Origin of the sequence: Marinobacter nanhaiticus D15-8W (genome assembly GCF_036511935.1) — a bacterium.
GTDB lineage: Bacteria > Pseudomonadota > Gammaproteobacteria > Pseudomonadales > Oleiphilaceae > Marinobacter_A > Marinobacter_A nanhaiticus.
In genome coordinates, this window is the sequence record NZ_AP028878.1 from 4,966,085 (window position 1) to 4,982,931 (window position 16,847).

Below are 16,847 nucleotides of genomic sequence, written 5' to 3' on the forward strand. Positions count from 1 at the left end.
CAGATATGTGAGCCGTCGTTTATAGCCTCAATTGACGGAATCCAGCGCCTGGACGCGAACCTGCTCCTGCTCGCTGAAATACTGGTCGCGCAGGCGCTGAACTTCTGCCTTGCGCTCGGGCTCCGCCAGCCCGGCGCTCTCAAGCGCTGCAAGGTCAGAGCGATACGCCGCCCAGCGGCGCTGCCAGTCTTCCCGCGCCTGCTCCACATCTTCCAGCCGTTGGGCGATCTCTGCCCCGAATGTCGATTCCCGCAGGCGGCTGATATCCGCTTCGGTCGCATTGGGATCATCCTGCAACGCTTCGAGGCGTGCCTGGTAGGTCATGAATTTACGGCTTTCGGCCCGGGCCTCTTGCAGGGACTCCGGCAGCTCGCTCTCGGCGGCAGCCAACTGGGCCTTACGCTCGGCATCGCTCAAGCTCCGGTTGTCCATAATTTCCCTGCGGCGTACCTGGAACCTGTCGATCGCTTCCTCTCGCGCAAAGAAGGCCTCGGCAGCCACTTCGCCCAGGTACTCGCGGCGCAGGTCGCGGATGGCCTGAAGTTGCTGCTCTGCGCTCTGCAAGCTCCCAGCCTCGCCGGCCCGCGTTTCCAGCTCACCCACTGCCAGCTTGTAGTCCAGGTATTGGCCCAGTAGTTCGTTTGCTTCGCTGCGGGCGGGCTCCGGCAGCGCCTCGAGGGCCCGGTCTATCCGAGCCACCAGTTGCGGCAGGGATTCCTCCCCCAACGCTGCCAGGTAGTACTCGAACATTCCTCGCAGAGCCGGGGTGACCATCAGGCGATTGTCCCGGTCTACCTTCAGCCATCCGGACGGCGCTTGGGTACCTTGCAACGAACCCGGCAGTTGCTCGGGCAGACGGGTCTTGTCGACCGTGCCGAGAAGCTGAGACGGTGCCTGTGTAGAACGCTTCGCTGGCAGCTTGGCAGTTGAAGACTCGGGGGCTACCGGCGACTCGGCGGGCACCTCGGGATCCAGCAACCAGGCAGCGCCGGAGATAACAGCTATAATGGCAGCGAAAACGAGAAGATAGCGAAGGATAGGAGGCATGGATACCGCTGGTCCTGTAGCTGGCTTCGCACCATCTTAGCAGTCACAGCGGATATGCGAGGCCGGTCACCGCACAAAACGCGTTACCGGCCTGCAACGCACCACGCAGCTGGATGCACCCACGTGCAATTCCGAGCGCCGTGATGCGGGGTTTCAGACAGAGCGATTGTTGAATCCAGGCTCTGCCCGTCTGGGTGCGTCCGAGCGCAGCGTCGTATCCAGCTCTGTAATCTGGCCACCCTGACTGAGGAACGCTTCAATGTCAGCCTCAAGTTTTGCCCTCACACGGGCACGGCCGGCAATGCTATGGGTATCCTCTGTGTCAGAGCTCCAACTACTACTAGAGCTTTCCAGGTTGCTTTCGTCGAATTCACTCATGGTCCAACCTCCATCAGCGAAAACAGGGCTGCGGTTCGCTCTTATTGAGGCGCTGCCCATGGGCGGCGTCCCTCAAGGGAAAAATCGAACCAGTCTCGGCGTCGGGAGCCAGTCACTGCCGTGCCTTGCGCACTATATAATCCCGATTCGATGCAAACACCATTAACGCAAAAGAACTTTTTGGAAACTTTTTGTATCTTTTTGTAACCGGCTTGTTCGCATCAAAGCCAGGGTGTTGAAAATGCAGGGAAGGCCGGTCCCGACATGGACTGGCGGCAAATTGACACAAGAAATGAATAGTGATTCACTTCTTAACAGGAGAACGAATGGCCTACCGCGAAACGGAGAAAATGCGGCTACGGAAAGCCGAAGTGCGCCAACGTATTCTCAGTTGCGCCCACCAATGCGTCGCTGAAGGCGGTTTCCGCAATGCCCAGATCAATCAGGTGGCCGAGATGGCCGGGGTCGCCACAGGAACTGTCTATCGGCATTTCGAGTCGAAAGCAGAACTGTTTGCCGAAGTCTTCCGCATCGCGACCCAGCGTGAGGTGGACAAGGTGGGCGAGGCCCTTGCCGGCGATGGATCGGCCCCGGAGCGCCTGGAACGGGCGTTACGCCAGTTTGCCGAGCGCGCCCTGCATGGGCCGGTGATGGCGTGGGCGCTGATTGCCGAGCCGGTGGACCCGCAGGTGGAAGGCGAGCGCCTGACTTACCGCCGAGCCTATGCCGAATATTTCGAGCAGGCTATTGGCGAAGGTATCGGGGAAGGCTCGCTACCGGCCCAGGATGCACGCCTGAGCGCCACCTGCCTGGTCGGGGCAATTGCGGAAAGTTTGGTGGGCCCGTTGTCCCCGACACAACAGACACCACAACAAGACAGGCCCGACGCCTTTGACGACAGGCAGATCAAAGCCCTGGTCGAGCCGATCATCGACTTCTGTCTGCAGGGGGTGACCGGCCAACGGAGAAAACTGTCATGAACGCAGCAAACCCGTCCTTTCAGACGCGGAACGATGGCCAGCAGGACGACGCTCAATCCAACACCGCCTCCCAGGGGGTAGAGCGTTACCTCGCCACCACCCATGAGGTGTTCAACCAGCCACCCGTGCTGGAGAACTACAACCTGTTCGAACAGGACCAGGCCCTGCGCGAGGGCACGGCCCGCGAGGGTGCCGAATGGGCGCAGGGCGAGCTTACGGCCTACGGCGAATTGACGGGGCGGGCCGATATTATCGAGCTGGGCTTCCTGGCTAACGAAAACAAGCCGGCGTTCCATACCCATGACCGCTTTGGTCACCGCCAGGACCTGGTGAAGTTCCATCCTGCCTATCACCAGTTGATGGACATGGCCCTGACCCATGGTCTGCATAGCAGCCCCTGGTCCGACCCCGGACAGGGCGCCCATGTCGCCCGGGCGGCCAAGTACTACATGCACTCGCAGGTGGAAGCGGCTCACTGCTGCCCGGTGACCATGACCTTCGCCGCCATGCCGTCGATCCAGAAGCAGCCGGAACTGGCAAAGATCTGGGCGCCGAAGATCACGGCTCGCGCCTATGACCCGCGCAACGTACCGGACAGCCAGAAAACAGCGGTTACCATCGGCATGGCCATGACCGAGAAACAGGGCGGCTCTGACGTACGCGCCAACAGCACCCGCGCTTATCCGCTCGGAAAGGGCGGCCCGGGTGAGGCCTATGAACTGGTCGGCCACAAATGGTTCGTGTCTGCGCCCATGTGCGATGCGTTCCTGGTGCTGGCCCAAGCCCCAGGCGGTCTGTCCTGCTTCCTGATGCCTCGTTGGCGCCCGGACGGCAGCAAGAACCCTTGGCAAGTCCAACGCCTGAAGAACAAGATGGGCAACGTCGCCAACGCATCATCCGAGGCTGAGCTGCGAGGCGCCCTGGCATGGATGGTGGGCGACGAAGGTCGCGGCGTGCCGACCATTATCGAGATGGTCGCAATGACCCGCTTCGACTGCATGATCGGTAGCTCAGCCGGCATGCGTCAGGCCGCCGCCCAGGCCCTGCACCACTGCCGCCACCGGGAAGCCTTTGGCGCCCGCCTGAACCAGCAGCCGCTGATGCAGAATGTGCTGGCGGACCTGGCGCTGGAAAGCGAAGCCGCGCTGGCCATGACGTTGCGTGTTGCCCGCGCCCTGGACAACCAGGACCAGCAACAGGAGCGCCTGTTCACCCGCCTCGCGACGCCAGTAGGCAAGTACTGGATTTGCAAGCGCACGCCAAACCACGCCTACGAAGCCATGGAATGTATCGGCGGCAGCGGCGTCATGGAAGACTGCATCATGCCCCGTCTGCTGCGGGAATCACCGGTGAATGCCATCTGGGAGGGTTCCGGCAATGTGCAATGCCTGGATACCCTACGCGCCCTGCAAAAATCGCCGGACAGCCTGCAAGCCTACTTCGACGAAGTGGGCGAAGCACGGGGCTCCGACCCCCGTCTTGACCGGTTCGTGACCCAACTGCAGAACGATTTCACCCGCACCGAGGACATCCAGTACCGCGCCCGCAATCTGGTCGACCGTCTGGCACTCGCACTACAGGCATCGCTGCTGGTTCGTCATTCGCCAACGGCGGTTGCCGACGCCTTCTGCGCCAGCCGACTGGAAAGCCACGGCGGACTCAACATCGGCAACCTTCCCCCGGGTACCGATGCCGCCGGCATTATTGAACGCGCCACGCCTGTAGTAGACTGAAGCGTCCAGCAAACCGAGTGTTTCGACTGCCTGGCGCTCGCCGGGCAGTTATCAGCCTAGTGGTTGCCGGTTCCTCTTGTACGCAACCTGCATCCGCTCACTATCCATGTGGAGTTTTCTATGTCTGAAGCCATGCGTCGGCTGCTGCTCGAAGCGGCGGGCGATCAGCCCGTCATTACACCGCATATGGGGGTCATGACCCTTCACTTCCAGCTCTACGGGTGCGAGGACATCAAGGCCAAAAGACGGGCCATGGCACCGCTAAAAGCTGTCTGGGGTAAGGAGCCTGACCTGGCCGTGGCCGAAACCGGCGATATCGAGGCCCTGGATCGGGCCACCTGGTCGATTGCCGCCCTCGGCACCTCGACCCAGCTGATCCAGCAGCGCCTGGACCAGGTCGAGAAAGCCATCGAACAGCGCATCGATGCGCCGATTCTCGATATCCAAAGAGAGATGCTTTGAGACATTTCGTTCTCTGGTGTCATTTTTGACAAGAACTTATACTACGCGGCCTTGATCTCCCCGGCGCGGGCTGCAGATAGGTGCCGCCTCGACCCAGCACGACCGGGGAAACATCGCATTCAGGGACGCGAAAGCACGTCGCTGGCAGATATGTCAGACTGGCGTATGTATGAAGGGCTTTGCCCCCGAATTCCGATGCATCCGGCCTTGGGACGATGGCCGGATGGCATCAACCACTAAGGAACCGCTCATGAAACCAGGGTTCCCAGAAGATGTGTGGCGCGTATGACCGGTAAGAAAAAGACCGCTCACGCCTCCCTGGAGGCCATGTACAGAGTGTTCACGGTGCCAGAGGCGCCGGATTCCACCCTGAGCCGGATCGATCAGGACATCTCCCGCAACCTGGCCGGGTTCCTGCAGGAACATATCGTGGCCATCGAGCGGGATTTGGGTGAAGTCGTTAGGGACTTCAATGAATCTGCCGTGCCCGAGAAACCCATCTTCGTCTCCGAGCAGACCCAGTTCCTGCTGGACAAGCTGGTTGCCAACTCAGTCCACACCGCGTCTCCCAGTTTCGTCGGCCATATGACCTCGGCGCTGCCGTACTTCATGCTGCCGCTGTCCAAGATCATGATCGCCCTCAACCAGAACCTGGTGAAGACCGAGACCTCCAAAGCGTTCACGCCGCTGGAGCGTCAGGTGCTCGGCATGATCCACCGGCTGGTGTACAACGAGGACAGTGCCTACTACCGCAAGTGGATGCACGACCCGCGTTACGCTCTGGGCGCGATGTGTTCGGGCGGAACCATCGCCAACCTGACAGCCCTGTGGGTGGCGCGCAACCAGGCATTTCCCGCCGAGGGCAGCTTCCGCGGGCTGCACGAAGAAGGGTTATTCAGAGCCCTGCGCTATTACGGCTATGAAGGCGCAGCCATCCTGGTATCCCGTCGCGGGCATTACTCCCTGCGGAAAGCTGCAGACGTACTGGGTCTGGGCCGCAACGCGCTGATTCCTATCGATACCGACGACGAAAACCGTATCCAGACCGACGCCCTGCGCGACAAGTGCCTGGAGCTGCAGAAACAGAAGGTCAAGATTCTCGCCATCTGCGGCATCGCCGGCACCACCGAGACCGGTAATGTGGACCCGCTGGATGCCATGGCGGACATCGCACGTGAGTTCGGCGCCCATTTCCATGTGGATGCCGCCTGGGGCGGACCGACGCTCTTCTCCCGCACCTACGGTCCATTACTGAAAGGTATCGAGCAGGCCGATTCGGTGACCTTCGATGCCCACAAGCAGCTCTACGTACCGATGGGGGCAGGCTTGGTCGTGTTCCGCAACCCGGAACTGGTGGGGGCCATCGAACATCACGCCCAGTACATCATCCGGAAGGGCTCCCGCGACCTGGGCAGCACCACGCTGGAGGGCTCGCGCCCCGGCATGGCCATGCTGATTCATTCCGGCTTGAAGATCCTGGCGCGGGAAGGTTATGAACTGTTGATCGACCAGGGTATCGAGAAGGCGAAGCTGTTTGCCGAGATGATCGACCGGCGTGAGGATTTCGAGCTGGTCACGCGGCCCGAGCTGAATATCCTGACCTATCGATACTGCCCCGCGGCCACCCAGGACGCCCTGTCGCGGGCCGACACGCTGCAGTCGGAGCGCATCAATGCGTCCCTGAACCGCATCACCAAGTACATCCAGAAAACCCAGCGGGAGCATGGTAAGGCCTTCGTCTCGCGCACCCGACTTGAGCCCGCCAAACATCATCACTTCCCCTGCGTGGTGTTCCGGGTCGTGCTGGCCAACCCTCTGACCACGCCGGAAATCCTGCGCGACATCCTCGACGAGCAGACTCAATTGGCAAAGGAAAGTGAACTGCAGGACGAGATCGAAATGCTGGAGAACCTGACGCAGTCGGTCCCGCCGCTGACCCACACCCGCGAGGCCCTATAAATTTGGTTCATCGCGGGTTAGCGTGATAGGGAGCCGGGCGTCCTCCGCACGTGTCGCAAGACTGTGGACACCTTCGGCGCCTCAGAAGCTGAAGTATCTGCTACATGCTCGTGTTACCTGGGAAATGCAGCCGACGCTTCAGAGGGTGTTGCAAAACGTAGCGAGCGAAGGTCAGGCAAGGCGGAAATTCGCGAAAAAGCGCAGTTTACTAGTAGTAAATGAGCATTTTGATCGGACTCGCGCGCGAGCGGATTTCCAACGCCGCATGGCCGAGCGCAGTAGTTTTGCAACACCCTCTTCAGCTTCGGAGCAGCCCGGCGGGCTGCCATCCCGGAATACTGTCCGTTACACGGATTCCCGCTAAAGCGCGATGCACCATAAATTTCCCCTGGCCCCTCCAAAAAAAAACGGCGCCCATTCATGGCGCCGTTTTTTATTCATTCGCGTTGCCGAAGCACTTAGTAGAGCGCAGCCTCATCGTCCAGCACATCCCGCAGGATGTCCAGGAACATGCGGTCTGCCTCGCTCCACTGCTCCGGAATCCGTACCGTGGTATTGGCACTGATTTCCTCGGCAATCTTCTGGTTGGCATTGGGATCGTCCCGGTAGCGGCGGGCTATTTCCACACACTTGACCGCAACCGTCGGGTCACTCAAAACCTTCTTGATGAAGACACGCAGCTCATCGATGATGCGCGCCTGACGGCTTTCGGATGCTGTGCTCATTCGGTGTCTCCAGTCTCAGATGTATCCCGATAAGCTAACCAAGCCCTTGCCGTAGGGCAAGTACGGAATAGCGGCAATGCCACCCTACCTGAACGGCTAGAGCATCAGCCCACGCAAGGTAAAGAACAGCAACGCGGCCATCAGCGCCGATGCCGGCACCGTGATGATCCACGCGGCCGCAATCCGGATCAGTTGTGAGCGCTTGACCAGCTCTTCCTGGTAGATCTTCTTCAGCCGCTTGCGCTCTTTCTTGGACAGGGGCACGTCAACCTTGTTCTTTTTAGCCCGCTTCAGCATGGCTTCCATTTCTTCGACGCTGGCGTCGCGGAAGCTATCCAGGAACGCTTCCAGCCGCTCACGCTCCGCCGGCTCGTGATTCTCAACGATGCGGTGAAGTTGGGAGGCATAGCTGCGTTTGAGGTATTCGCGCAGGAAACCCACACCGAATACGCCGCCCAGGGCAATATGGGTGGAGCTGACAGGCAGCCCTAGCTGTGAGGCGATGATGACTGTGATCGCTGCTGACAAGGCGACACAGAAGGCCCGCGTCTTGTCGAGCTCGGTAATCTCGCTGCCAACCGTCTTGATCAGCCGCGGCCCGAAAAGGGTCAGTCCCAACGCGATGCCGACGGCACCGACCATCATGACCCAGAGCGGAATAGCAGCCGCAGTGGCCACAGCGCCTTTGGAAAGCGCCTCGTTGATCGCGGCGAGCGGACCGATGGCATTGGCGACGTCGTTAGCGCCATGGGCAAAGCTGAGCAGTGCAGCGGCGAAAATAAGCGGCCAGGTGAACAGGCCGTTCACCCCATCCTGACCGTTGCTCATGGTCGCAGCCTTGCGCCCCACAAGCGTCCGCATAAGGAAGAATACGGCGGCAGCAACAGCAACACCCACGAGCGCCGCCGTCATAAAATCCACCTTCATGAGATGCTTGACGCCCTTGAGCATCAGGTAGGTGCCGAACGCCCACGCCATCAGCGCCACGATCAATGGCACCACCTTGCGTGCGGCGGCAATCATGTTGGATTCGTAGAGTACGGTTTTCTTGATAACGTAGAGGAAGAAGGCAGCGATCAGCCCGCCCAGGACCGGCGAAATCACCCAGCTGGCCGCAATGGCGCCCATCACACCCCAGTCTGCAATCCCCCAACCCCCGGCAGCAATGCCGGCACCGAGGACACCGCCGACGATCGAATGCGTCGTCGATACCGGCGCGCCCATCCAGGTCGCCAGGTTAAGCCATAAGGCGCCCGCCAGCAGGGCCGCCGTCATTAGCCAAACGAAGGCCTGGACGTCCGTAAGGCTCGCGGGGTTGATAATACCTTTCTTGATAGTGGAGACCACGTCACCACCGGCAATCAAGGCGCCGCCAGCCTCGAACACCGCGGCAATCACGATGGCGGCCCCCAGGGTAAGGGCGCCGGAGCCCACCGCCGGACCGACGTTGTTGGCCACGTCGTTGGCGCCGATGTTGAGGGCCATATAGCCGCCAATCACAGCGGCGGCCATAAGTAGCGTACTTCCGGGTAATCCATCACCAAGTTGACCGACGAAGAGCCAGACAACTACAAGGAAGACGAGGCTGATGCCGAGCCGGAATCGCTCGGTTCGTTTACTGGTTAAGGCGCTATCCATGAAGGACACGTTCTGGGCCATGACGAATCACCACAGTCGCTCAATCTTTGGTGGCGCCACTATAGGCAGTTCGTCACGAAATTGAAATACAACCGGAACAAATGCGAGTTACTTGGCCCTGAAGAAGTGCCCCCACCGTGCATGGGGTTGATATCCCGCCCGCGAACGACCCAAGCTTGAGTCGCCGAAGTCGGGCGGGCTACTATAGCCCGCCGTTACACAGCCTCCGGTTGGCGTTTTCGACAACCAATTCGGCACAACGTGAGGCCTTAGAGCCCATTCACCGAGAGAAGCATCCATGGCCCGAATCCGAATCCTGGTCGGCAGCGTCTTCGGCGGCGCCCTGCTCACCGCCCGTGAACTCCGCAAGGACCTGGAACAGAACGGCCACCAGGTCGTGGTCGCGGAAAAACCCGCGCTGGACGACATCACGGGCAACGACGACGCACTGCTGGTCTGCACCTCAACCACAGGTCAGGGCGAGCTGCCCGAGACCCTGCTACCGTTCTATCTGGAACTCCGCGACAAGCTGCCACTACAGCAGGGCCGCCCGTTCGGCATTATCGTGCTGGGCGACAGCTCCTACGGCGATACCTTCTGCGGCGCGGGCGACCTGATGGAAGAAGCCCTGGCCGAAATCGCCGGACAAAAGGTCGGCAACACCCTGCGCATCGACGCCCTGGAAACCGTCAACCCTGAAGAGGTGGCACTGCCCTGGGCCCGGGAGTGGGCGGCCTCGCTGCATCGGGACTAGTCTTGGAATAAGTGCTTGGAATGAGTGCTCGGAAATAGCACTGGGAACCGGGCAAGAGGCTCGCCCGGTCAATTGCAATAATAAGTGAACGCCCCTTCATTCAACTTGAGCCCCTCATCAATTCTGACCATACTGAAACAGAACGCGTCAGAGCGGACGCCATAAGACCCAGAGCCTGCCAGCCTTTGTGAGGCTGCCAGTCTCGCACAAAATAAACACAACAAAGATCCAGATCCGTGCGTCAACCCGTTCTGTTTTTCGTCCTGCTGGGCGTATTGCTGACGGCTATGTCGAGTGTGCAGGCCGACCTCGTCGAAGACGGGTATATCGAGCCTCGCATCGAGTACATCCGTTTTCCGTACGGCCAGACCGACTCCGCCGGCCCGGTCGAGGTCAACGCACTGGAGCGCTGGCAAAGCCTGTCCGGCGAAGTGCCCAACTTCGGCTATGTGCGTGACATTGTGTGGCTGCGGTTCGACGTACCCGCCCCATCCGGGGTGCGGGAGCAGATGCTGGAAATCCGCTACCCGCAGCTGGATTCGGTGCAGATCTTCCTGTTCGAGAACGGTCGACCAGTCAAGCAGCTCACCACGGGTGACCGGCTGCCTATGTCCACCCGGCCCATGCAGCATCCACACTTCCTGCTGCCCTACACCGTCGCCCCCGGTAGCGACTACCACTTCCTGGTGCGGGTACAGACCAACGGTGCCCTGCAGGTGCCGGTTCGCATCTGGCAGCGGGACGCCTTCTTCGACCACATTTCCCGGGTGGATCAGGCCCACGCCGTCTACTACGGCATCCTGATCACGGTTGTCTTCTTCAACCTGTTCGTATTCGCGGCCATGCGCGAGGCCACCTACCTCTACTACGCGCTGTCCACCCTTGGCTACCTGTTCCTGTTAGGTTCCCTTCGCGGCATTACCTATCCGCTGCTGTGGCCGGACAGTCCATGGCTCCAGAACCAGTCGATGATGATGTCGGTGCCCATCGCCATGCTGTTCTCGTTGCTGTTCGCCCGCGCCTTTCTCGACCTGCGCAGCCGGAGCCGCGGCTGGGACCGTATCGTTCGCGCTGCCGTCATCGTTAACCTGCTGGCCGTGCTGGGCACCTTCCTGCTGGACTACAACACCTCCATGCGGCTGTCGGTGGCACTGGCCATCCCCTGCTGTTTACTGCTGACGGCTTTGGGCCCCGTCGAGTGGGCTCGCGGCAACCGCCAGGCCATCCTATATACTATCGCCTGGGGTGTATTGACCGTCGGCAGCGCACTGACAGCTGCCAATAAGTACGGCTGGGTGCCGACCAATTTCATCACCGAATTCGGCATGGAGATCGGCTCGGCACTGGAAGCCATCCTCCTCTCCATCGGGCTCGCGACCCGGCTCTACCAGGAGCGGCAGGACAAATTGAAAGCCCGGGAGTCTCAGTTGCGCGCCCTCGCCGCCCGGCGCAAGGCGGAATTGCGGATGATGGACCAGGCGCTCCATCACCCGTTGACCAAGCTGCCCAATCGCACCTCGTTCGAGCTGCACCTGCAGGACCTGCTGATCCGCGAACCGGATCGACGCCATGCGGTGGGTGTGATCCAGCTCACCAACCTCGCCGCTATCACCAGGACCCTCGGCCACCAGAATGCCGACCGGGTGCTGGAACTGGCCGCCAGGCGTTTCAACCAGGTATGTAGCAACCTGCCGGGGGTGCGCCCCATCGAACAGAACGATGTACGTTGTTATCACGCAGCCTCGCTGGAATCCGGTACCTTCGGTTTTGTCATCGATGCCGACACAGCCCGGAGCCAGCCCCGACGCATCCTGGAATGTCTCGAGTCGCTACGGTCACCGCTGGAGTACCTGGGCATGCAGCTGCCGTTGGATCCACTGGCCGGCGTGGCCACCTATCCCAGTCACTCAAGCGATCCCAATACACTGATTCGGCAAGCCTATGTCGCGCTGGAAAGTGATGACGCCCGCGATCGCGGAATGGCTTACTACCGACCTGAACACGACTCCTACAGCGCAGATCGCCTGACACTGGCCTCGGAACTCCGGGAGGCCATTCGCCTGGATGAACTGGCACTGTTCTTCCAGCCCAAACTCAACCTGGCAGATGAACGGGTGGTGGGGGTCGAGGCGCTGATTCGCTGGCCCGGGCGCACTCGGGCAGTGGGTGCCGACGAAATCATCGCCGTGGCAGAGCAGACCGGCCTGATCAAGCCCCTCACGCGCTGGGTGTTACAGCAGGCCCTGAGAGCACGCGACGAACTGATCGAAGCCGGCCAGGAAGAACTGAGTGTTTCGGTTAACATTTCGCCCAATAACCTGCGAGAGCAAGAGTTCCCATTGTTCGTGCAGCGACTGATGGCCGGCCACCCCCAACACGCCGGCAAAATCATCCTGGAAGTCACCGAAACCTCCATGATGCAGGATCCGGCCAATTCACTGCGCGCCCTTCGCTCCCTGCATTTCGCCGGCATTCCACTGTCGATAGACGATTTTGGCTCCGGTTATTCGTCGCTGTCCTACATCAAGCGGCTGCCGGCCAGCGAGATCAAGATCGACCGTTCACTGATCGTCGACCTGTCGTTCCAGGCCGAGGACCGGGTCATTGTGCAGACCACTATCAACATGTGCCACGACCTGGGCTACAAGGTGGTCGCCGAAGGTGTAGAGGACAGGGAAACGTTGCAATTGCTCGAGGAGATGGGCTGCGACATGATCCAGGGTTTCGTACTTACGCCGCCGCAACCGATGGATGAGTTCATGCGCTGGCTGACGAACCACGTCATGCAGGAAAAGCGGCGCGCCTGAGCCGGCTGCGGTAACGCCGACTCAGGCTAACAAACGACGTACCGTTGAAGGCTCAACCTTTAGCTGCTGCTAGGCTCGCGTCGGCGGATCAGGGCTTCCTGGGCGGTGGAGGCGACCAGCACCCCCTCGCGATTGAAGATATTTCCGCGATTGAAGCCGCGGCCAGCGGAGGCGCTGGGACTGTCGGTGTCGTATAGCAGCCAGTCGTCCATACGGAAGTCACGGTGGAACCAGATAGCATGATCCAGGCTCGCCACCTGCATCTCACGGTTCATGAACGTAACGCCATGGGGATTGAGCGACGTCCCGAGGAAACCGAAATCCGACGAGTAGGCCAGCAGGCAACGGTGCAGTACCGGGTCGTCCGGGAGGTCGCCCTGGGCACGGAACCAGGCCTGTTTGTGGGGATCACGCTGTTCCGGTTTGAGCGGATTCATCGGATCCACCGGACGAATCTCGATGGGACGGTCACGCGTAAATTTTTCGCGCATGTGCTCGGGAATGTACTGTTTCATCATCAGGGCGAGGGTATGCTCGGACTTCAAGGTATTGAAATCCGGTGCTGACGGCATCACGTCCTGGTGCTCGAAGCCGGATTCCTCGACCTGGAAGGACATGGACCCGGTCAGGATTTCCTTGCCCTCTTGGCGAGCGATGACCCGGCGTACGGAAAAGCTGCCGCCATCGCGGACACGATGAACTTCGTAATCGATGGGCAGGCGATGGTCGCCCGGCCGCAGAAAATAGGCGTGCAGGGAATGCGCAGCCCGGTCTTCGACCGTGCGGCTTGCCGCCATCAGCGCCTGGCCGAGCACCTGGCCGCCGAACACGGCGGGAAAGCCAAGGTCTTCGCTCTCGCCCTGGAAATGATCGTCGCCGATGGGCGCCAGATCCAGTAATTCGACCAATTTGCGTGTGACCTCAAGCATGCCTGCTCCTGTTGCTCTATTAAAACCGGTTGTTCTACCCCAGCCGCCAGGTCGACGCAATGGCAATATTGTCACTATGAACTGGCAACAACGCTCGGGGAATCTCCGGACATTCTGCTACAAACCGATTCTGGTGGCACTGCTTGCAAGCCTGAGCGCACTGCCGTGCCAGGCCTGCGGGCTGGACTGGCGCTATGATGCCCGGCGCGACAGCTTGATGGTCAACCCGACGCCGCCCCAGGCGGAATGCGCCAGGTCTGGAGATGACGTCAATCCGGTCGTGCTTCCCCAACCGGAGTGGCCAGAAGATTATGAGGAAGATTCGGACCGGGGGTGGCAGTGGACCGACCCGCAATTCGGCACCGGACGGGCCGATGCCTACCAACCCAACCGAGAGGCTACCCGCATTGCAGAAGCCCAGCAGTATGAAACAGACAGGTCTCAGAGCCCGAGGCCGCTAAGCGACCTCGGCGATCTTCCTGATGCCTTGAGCGGGTTGGACTACCGGGTGGAATTCGGTATCGAATATCGCTTTTGAACCCGCCGGTCATCCGTGAATGGGCGGCACTTCCTTGGACAACGCCTGCTTCTCCATCGCGTAGTCGCCGGTGACGGCAAAGCCGAGCACGCTGCCTTGGGCATCCTTGAACAAGGCCCGGACATTGCGCCCGTCGCGCTCGATCTGCCATTCACCCTCGGCGTTAGGCGGCGGCGGACAAACGGCGGTGGGACAGCAGGGTGTCTTCACCATGACCGGCATAACGCCGTAGGCCACATCGGTCGGCGTTCCCGTGAGCGTCTTGGCCAGCGCCCGGGAGCAGGCCATCAGCGGCAACACGTAGAGCAGCACATGGCCGTCCACTTCGGCACAGTCACCGAGGGCGTAGATGTCGTCGGCGCTGGTCTTGAGGGTCCGATCGACAACGATGCCACGAGCTACCTCGAGCCCGGCGCTCCTCGCCAGCTCCACACGGGGGCGCAAACCGACGGCGGAGATAACCCGGCCCGCCTCGACCGTTTCGCCATTGGCCAGGGTCAGTTTTACGCCATCACCGGCGTGGTCGATGCGGTCGACGACGGTGTCCAGGTGGAAGCGCACCCCTTCCTCGGTCAATGCCTCGACCACCGCGTCACCGGCGGCCGGCGGCACCAGCCCCGGCATAGCGGTGTCGGAGGGCGCAATGACATCCACCTCATAACCACCGTTGCGCAGGTCGTTGGCAAACTCACAACCGATCAACCCTGCGCCCATGATGGCCACTCGTGACTGGCCCTCCAGGGCCTTTCGGAACGCCCGGTAGTCCATCAGGTCGTTGATGGAATAGACGAACTCCTGGCCGTCGCCCTCCAGCGGAATGCGGATCACGTCCGCGCCCCAAGCCAGTACCAGCTTGCTATAGCGCAGGCGCTCATCGCCGATCAATACGCAATGGGCTTCGGGGTCGATGCCGGTCACGGTGGTGTGGGTACGCAATTCGACGTTGAGCTGCTCGGTCATGCCGGCGGCGTCCGCCTGGGCCAGCTCGTCGGCGCTCTTGCCTTTGGTAAACCCGGTGGAGAGCATGGGCTTCGAATAGCTATGCCCGTCATCCGCAGTGATCATCAGGACAGGCACCTCCTTGTCCTGCTTGCGGATTTCCCGGACCAGCGAATAGCCCGAAAGGCCGGTGCCGATAATGACGATGGGGGCATCCTGACTCATGCCACTGCTCTCCTGTGTACGGGGTTAATGCAAAATGCTATTCATGCACCAGGCCCATGATCCTGGTCACAAGGCCCGCGCCGCCGGGGGGATTAGCCAATCTCGATCATCTCGAAATCTTCCTTACCCACGCCGCAGTCCGGGCAGACCCAGTCCTCGGGCACATCTTCCCAGGCGGTGCCCGGCTCGATTCCGTCTTCCGGCCAGCCTTCGGCCTCGTCATAGATCAAGCCACAGACGACACACTGCCACTTCTTCATCACTCTCCTCCAGGATCCCATTAAAGGCGGGAATAGTATTTGTTCTACAATCCGACATGCAAGTGAGGTCGAATCGCGGATAGACATCGGGCCCGTCATGATACGCTTTGTACGCCCCATGACCAATGCCGGCAGGGACAGCCCGTTGCCCAATCCCTACCGCCAGGGGGCTATACTGGATTGACGCGACCGTTACTCCAGCCCCTCCCCGGACCGGCCCGGCTTCGGTATAATGCCCGGCTTTTGGAAGCACGCCTGCGGGTTTGCCTCCCTGAAACAGGATCTGCACCCATGACAACGTCCCACGACGAACTCCAGAAGGTTTTCGACGAAGCCGACTGCATCTGCACCGAGCAGGAAGTCCAGCAGGCCATCGAGCGGATGGCGAGCGCCATCACCGATCAGCTCAAGGGTCGCGACCCCCTCCTGTTCTGCGTGATGAATGGGGGATTGATCCTGATGGGCCAGTTGCTGCCGAAACTTAAGTTCCCGCTGCAGGCAGAATACCTGCACGCCACCCGTTACCGGCAGGAAACCACCGGGGGCATCCTGGAATGGAAGCTGCGCCCGGAAGCGGACATGCGTGGGCGCACCGTCCTGATCGTCGACGACATTCTCGACGAGGGCACCACACTCAACGCCATTGCCGACTACTGCAAAGCCCAGGGCGCCGCCGAAGTGCAGACCGCCGTTCTGGTGGACAAGCAGCACGACCGCAAATGCCGTCCCGACCTGAAGGCCGATTTCACCGGCCTGGACGTGGAAGACCGATTCCTGTTCGGCTACGGCATGGATTACAAGGGGTACTGGCGCAACGCCCCCGGCATCTATGCCGTCAAGGGACTCTGACATTTCCGCCTTGACCCAGGGGGCGATGGACCTGCCCCGCGCTCCCGAGGCTCGCTGGCTCCCCGGCGTGCCCGCCGTCCGGTTGATGCTGGGCCGTCCGCTAACTCATGAACTCTACTGGCTGACGCTGGAAGGCTCCCTCACCCGCGCGTTGCAACTGCGTTGCATGGAAAGCTTCCACGTCGACGTCCTCCGGGAAGGCTATTCCCGCCCTTCCGTAGAGGAAGCCCTTACGCTTGGTATCCCGTCACGCCAACTGGCTTGGATCCGCGAAGTCCAGCTGTGCGGCGACGGCCAGCCCTGGGTGATGGCCCGTACCGTCATTCCACTGGATACGCTAAAAGGCAACGGCCGGCGCCTGCGCCACCTGGGCCGCCGTCCCCTGGGCCACTTCCTGTTCAGCCAGCGCCGCTGGCACCGCGGGCCCTTCCAGATTGGCATCGCCCGCGCTACCGCCCCAGGTCAGCCGACTATTGGTCGACGCTCCCGTTTCTTTAGGGGTAAGGATGCGTTGTTAGTGGGCGAGTACTTCCTGCCGAACTTATTGGCGCGCACGCCCTAATTTCCGGCCGCTTCAAACGGACACAGTTCCGTCGCTATAATCCAGCGAGTTAGCCATTCAGC

General features: G+C 60.9%; 16 protein-coding genes. 9 read left to right on the plus strand and 7 right to left on the minus strand.

Features of this window, described 5'->3' with window-relative positions; translation table 11 throughout:
- Nucleotides 1-27: 27 nt before the first annotated feature.
- Both RE428_RS22370 and RE428_RS22375 read right to left on the minus strand, forming a co-directional pair.
- Nucleotides 28-1,047 (minus strand): lipase secretion chaperone, encoded by a 1,020-nt coding sequence (locus RE428_RS22370; RefSeq protein WP_004579943.1) that lies wholly within the window; start codon nucleotides 1,045-1,047, stop codon nucleotides 28-30.
- 153 nt (nucleotides 1,048-1,200) lie between these two features.
- Nucleotides 1,201-1,425 (minus strand): hypothetical protein, encoded by a 225-nt coding sequence (locus tag RE428_RS22375; protein ID WP_004579942.1) that lies wholly within the window; start codon nucleotides 1,423-1,425, stop codon nucleotides 1,201-1,203.
- A gap of 326 nt (nucleotides 1,426-1,751) precedes the next feature.
- Here RE428_RS22375 and RE428_RS22380 point away from each other — a divergent pair, with 326 nt between their 5' ends.
- The 4 genes from RE428_RS22380 to panP all read left to right on the plus strand — a co-directional run bounded on the left by RE428_RS22380 (nucleotide 1,752) and on the right by panP (nucleotide 6,559).
- On the plus strand, nucleotides 1,752-2,405 hold the full coding sequence (locus RE428_RS22380; protein WP_004579941.1) for a TetR/AcrR family transcriptional regulator: 654 nt from the start codon (nucleotides 1,752-1,754) through the stop codon (nucleotides 2,403-2,405).
- A complete protein-coding gene (locus RE428_RS22385) occupies nucleotides 2,402-4,138 on the plus strand; it encodes an isovaleryl-CoA dehydrogenase (RefSeq protein ID WP_004579940.1) in 1,737 nt (578 codons plus the stop codon). The genes RE428_RS22380 and RE428_RS22385 overlap by 4 nt, the downstream gene beginning before the upstream one ends.
- Before the next feature lie 120 nt (nucleotides 4,139-4,258).
- The gene (locus RE428_RS22390; RefSeq protein WP_004579939.1) at nucleotides 4,259-4,600 is read left to right on the plus strand and encodes a DUF503 domain-containing protein; all 342 of its coding nucleotides are present in this window, start codon (nucleotides 4,259-4,261) and stop codon (nucleotides 4,598-4,600) included.
- A gap of 285 nt (nucleotides 4,601-4,885) precedes the next feature.
- A complete protein-coding gene (gene panP, locus RE428_RS22395) occupies nucleotides 4,886-6,559 on the plus strand; it encodes a pyridoxal-dependent aspartate 1-decarboxylase PanP (protein ID WP_004579938.1) in 1,674 nt (557 codons plus the stop codon).
- Between the two features lie 458 nt (nucleotides 6,560-7,017).
- Here panP and RE428_RS22400 read toward each other — a convergent pair whose 3' ends face one another.
- Complete coding sequence (locus RE428_RS22400; protein ID WP_004579937.1) at nucleotides 7,018-7,284, minus strand: hypothetical protein; 267 nt, start codon at nucleotides 7,282-7,284, stop codon at nucleotides 7,018-7,020.
- A 96-nt stretch (nucleotides 7,285-7,380) separates the two neighbouring features.
- On the minus strand, nucleotides 7,381-8,943 hold the full coding sequence (locus tag RE428_RS22405; RefSeq protein WP_004579936.1) for an inorganic phosphate transporter: 1,563 nt from the start codon (nucleotides 8,941-8,943) through the stop codon (nucleotides 7,381-7,383).
- A gap of 277 nt (nucleotides 8,944-9,220) precedes the next feature.
- Between RE428_RS22405 and RE428_RS22410 the strand changes: the two genes are divergently transcribed.
- Together RE428_RS22410 and RE428_RS22415 are read left to right on the plus strand one after the other, a co-directional pair.
- Nucleotides 9,221-9,676: a flavodoxin gene (locus RE428_RS22410; RefSeq protein WP_004579935.1), complete on the plus strand. Its 456-nt coding sequence runs from the start codon at nucleotides 9,221-9,223 to the stop codon at nucleotides 9,674-9,676.
- A 236-nt stretch (nucleotides 9,677-9,912) separates the two neighbouring features.
- Nucleotides 9,913-12,483: an EAL domain-containing protein gene (locus RE428_RS22415; protein WP_004579934.1), complete on the plus strand. Its 2,571-nt coding sequence runs from the start codon at nucleotides 9,913-9,915 to the stop codon at nucleotides 12,481-12,483.
- Between the two features lie 59 nt (nucleotides 12,484-12,542).
- On the opposite strand, the gene tesB is transcribed toward RE428_RS22415, so the two are convergent.
- Nucleotides 12,543-13,412 carry an acyl-CoA thioesterase II gene (gene tesB, locus RE428_RS22420; RefSeq protein WP_004579933.1) on the minus strand — a complete coding sequence of 290 codons (870 nt, stop codon included), beginning with the start codon at nucleotides 13,410-13,412 and terminating at the stop codon, nucleotides 12,543-12,545.
- A gap of 76 nt (nucleotides 13,413-13,488) precedes the next feature.
- Between tesB and RE428_RS22425 the strand changes: the two genes are divergently transcribed.
- The gene (locus tag RE428_RS22425; RefSeq protein ID WP_004579932.1) at nucleotides 13,489-13,950 is read left to right on the plus strand and encodes a hypothetical protein; all 462 of its coding nucleotides are present in this window, start codon (nucleotides 13,489-13,491) and stop codon (nucleotides 13,948-13,950) included.
- 9 nt (nucleotides 13,951-13,959) lie between these two features.
- Here the strand turns inward: RE428_RS22425 and RE428_RS22430 are convergent, their stop codons facing one another.
- Nucleotides 13,960-15,114: an FAD-dependent oxidoreductase gene (locus tag RE428_RS22430; RefSeq protein ID WP_004579931.1), complete on the minus strand. Its 1,155-nt coding sequence runs from the start codon at nucleotides 15,112-15,114 to the stop codon at nucleotides 13,960-13,962.
- Between the two features lie 92 nt (nucleotides 15,115-15,206).
- The gene (rd, locus tag RE428_RS22435; protein ID WP_004579930.1) at nucleotides 15,207-15,374 is read right to left on the minus strand and encodes a rubredoxin; all 168 of its coding nucleotides are present in this window, start codon (nucleotides 15,372-15,374) and stop codon (nucleotides 15,207-15,209) included.
- A 291-nt stretch (nucleotides 15,375-15,665) separates the two neighbouring features.
- On the opposite strand from rd, the gene RE428_RS22440 reads away from it, so the two are divergent.
- Complete coding sequence (locus RE428_RS22440; protein WP_004579929.1) at nucleotides 15,666-16,223, plus strand: hypoxanthine-guanine phosphoribosyltransferase; 558 nt, start codon at nucleotides 15,666-15,668, stop codon at nucleotides 16,221-16,223.
- 25 nt (nucleotides 16,224-16,248) lie between these two features.
- Nucleotides 16,249-16,785: a chorismate lyase gene (locus RE428_RS22445; protein ID WP_004579928.1), complete on the plus strand. Its 537-nt coding sequence runs from the start codon at nucleotides 16,249-16,251 to the stop codon at nucleotides 16,783-16,785.
- Nucleotides 16,786-16,847: the final 62 nt, after the last annotated feature.